Origin of the sequence: Bradyrhizobium pachyrhizi, from assembly GCF_001189245.1 — a bacterium.
In the GTDB taxonomy this organism is placed as follows: Bacteria; Pseudomonadota; Alphaproteobacteria; order Rhizobiales; family Xanthobacteraceae; genus Bradyrhizobium; species Bradyrhizobium pachyrhizi.
In genome coordinates this window covers 45152-47816 of sequence record NZ_LFIQ01000123.1, presented here as the reverse complement: position 1 = coordinate 47816, position 2665 = coordinate 45152, and the positions used below count along the sequence as shown (strand labels likewise).

General features: G+C 65.4%; 2 protein-coding genes. One reads left to right on the top strand and one right to left on the bottom strand.

Annotation, left to right across the window (positions count from 1 at the left end; all coding sequences use genetic code 11):
- Positions 1-52: 52 nt before the first annotated feature.
- Complete coding sequence (locus AKL29_RS38460; protein WP_050387773.1) at positions 53-928, bottom strand: sulfurtransferase; 876 nt, start codon at positions 926-928, stop codon at positions 53-55.
- A 259-nt stretch (positions 929-1187) separates the two neighbouring features.
- Between AKL29_RS38460 and ispG the strand changes: the two genes are divergently transcribed.
- Positions 1188-2477: a flavodoxin-dependent (E)-4-hydroxy-3-methylbut-2-enyl-diphosphate synthase gene (gene ispG, locus AKL29_RS38455; protein ID WP_028338143.1), complete on the top strand. Its 1290-nt coding sequence runs from the start codon at positions 1188-1190 to the stop codon at positions 2475-2477.
- Positions 2478-2665 lie beyond the last annotated feature (188 nt).

Sequence of the window (2665 nt, the reverse complement as noted above, 5' to 3'; positions counted from 1 at the left end):
ATCTACCTCCTGGCCTTCGCCAGGACGACGGAGGCGACATCGCGCCCCGTCACTACCCCCTCTCGATCGGCAACTCTGCATCCTTCGCCCATTCGCCCATCGAGCCGTCATAGAGCGTGAGATTGTCGTAGCCGAGCCGATGCAGCTGGAACAGGTCGATGGTCGCGGAGATGCCGCCGCCGCAATAGGCGACGACGCGCTTGTCCCTGGTGATGCCTTGCGCGGCGAAGGTGGCTTCGGCCTCCTCAAGCGGCACGAACGTCTTGGCCTTGGGATCGATCAAGGTCGCCGCCGGCACGCTGACGCTGCCGGGGATGCGGCCGGACCGGCCGTAACGGCTTGGCTCCAGTCCCTTGTAGAATTGCGGGCCGAGCGCGTTGACGATGACGGTGTCGCCCTCCGTGGTCGCGGCGAGCACGTCATGCTTGTCGACGAACATGCCGTCCTTTGGCCGTGCCGCAAACGTCGCCGGCGGATAGCCGCCGGCAAGCCCGGTCTCGATGTCGCGTCCTTCGGCGGTCCATTTGTCGATGCCGCCGTCGAGCACTGCGGCCCCCTCGAAGCCGAGCGAGCGCAGCATCCACCAGAACCGCGTCGCCCACATTGCCGTGCCGATCGAATAGAGCACGACGCGGCTGCCCGCCGAGATGCCGTGGCGGCCGAACGCGGCTTCGAGCTGCGTTGTCGGCGGCATCATGAAGCGCAGATGGGTATGGGCATCCGAGAACTCGGCCTGCAAATCGAGGAAATTCGCGCCCGGGATGTGGCCGGCCTCGAACGTCTGGCGGCCCGAGACGACAATATAGGGAACGTTGCTGCCGGCGGGGGCCGGCTCCAGATAGGTCGTGCAGTCGAACAGGCGAAGGTCCGGCCGGATCAGGATCTCGGCAAGTTCCGCCGTGGTGATCAGCTCGCTGTGGCCGGCCATTTCACGTCCTCCCGTTGTACCCTTAACAGGATGCTAAGATGCGCGAGATCACATGAAAAGCTGTCACTTTGCCCTTTGATTCACCCCAATCCGGTCCAATATAGCTGGGCATGCAGGACGCCGCTGCATGGCTTGCGTTTGGCCTCAATTGGCGCCATAAGCTGTTGAATTCACTCCGAAACACGATCGTTAGGCCCGCCGCGCGCGAGGCCCATCGCCCCCTTGGTGAATGTCACCAAAACCTGATATTCGAGACGCCATGAACAAGCCCGAGATTTTGCCGCAAGACGACGTCGCCGGCCCCGCGCCGCGGCACCAAACCACGCAGGTCATGGTCGGCAACGTCGCCGTCGGCGGCGGCGCGCCGATCGTCGTGCAGTCGATGACCAACACCGACACCGCCGATGTCGATGGCACCATCGCCCAGGTCGCCGCGCTCTCCCGCGCCGGCTCCGAGATGGTCCGCATCACCGTCGACCGCGAGGAAGCCGCCGCTGCCGTGCCGCACATTCGTGACGGCCTGCGCAAGCGCGGCATCACCACGCCCCTGATCGGCGACTTCCACTATATCGGCCACAAGCTGCTCGCCGAATATCCGGCCTGCGCCGAAGCGCTCGACAAGTACCGCATCAATCCCGGCAATGTCGGCTTCAAGAACAAGCGCGATACGCAGTTCGCCGACATCATCGAGATCGCCAACAAGAACAACAAGCCGGTGCGCATCGGCGCCAATTGGGGCTCGCTCGACCAGGAGCTGCTCACCAAGCTGATGGACGAGAACACGGCGTCGGCGAATCCGCGCGATGCCCGCGCCGTGACCCGCGAGGCGATGGTGCAGTCGGCATTGCTGTCGGCGGCGCGCGCGCAAGAGCTCGGCATGCCGAAGAACCGGATCATCCTGTCGGCGAAGGTCTCCGCCGTGCAGGACCTGATCGCGGTCTATCAGGAAGTGGTGCGCCGCTCGGATTATGCGATCCATCTCGGCCTCACCGAGGCCGGCATGGGCTCGAAGGGCATCGTCGCGTCCTCGGCCGCGCTCGGCATCCTGCTGCAGCAGGGCATCGGCGACACCATCCGCATCTCGCTGACGCCGGAGCCCGGCGGCGACCGCACGCTGGAAGTGCAGGTCGCGCAGGAATTGCTGCAGACCATGGGCTTCCGCACCTTCGTGCCGCTGGTTGCCGCGTGCCCGGGCTGCGGCCGCACCACCTCGACCACGTTCCAGGAGCTGGCGCGCTCGATCCAGGATTTCATCCGCGACGAGATGCCGGCCTGGAAGACCAAGTATCCGGGCGTCGAGCAGCTCAACGTCGCGGTGATGGGCTGCATCGTCAACGGCCCCGGCGAATCGAAGCACGCCAATATCGGCATCTCGCTGCCCGGCACCGGCGAAGCGCCGGCCGCGCCTGTCTTCGTCGACGGCAAGAAGTTCCGCACCCTGCGCGGTCCGGGCATCGCCGCCGACTTCAAGGCGCTGGTGATCGACTATATCGACCAGCGCTACGGCAACGGCGCCAAGCTGCCGGAGCAGGCCGGCGCCGCGGAGTAGTTTCACTCTGCGCGTGACCCATACTCAACCGTCGTCCCGGCGAAGGCCGGGACCCATAATCACAGACGGTGGTTGTGGCGCGAGATGTGGGTTACCAGCCTTCGCAAAACCCGATCCTGTGGTTATGGGTCCCGGATCTGCGCTCCGCTCCGCTGCGCTTGTCCGGGACGACGGATATGCTTGCGGCG

What these genes read in the sequence shown, in the direction of transcription:
- AKL29_RS38460 (WP_050387773.1), bottom strand. Translation starts at nt 928, where the DNA reads ATGGCCGGCCACAGCGAGCTGATCACCACGGCGGAACTTGCCGAGATC.
- ispG (WP_028338143.1), top strand. Translation starts at nt 1,188, where the DNA reads ATGAACAAGCCCGAGATTTTGCCGCAAGACGACGTCGCCGGCCCCGCG.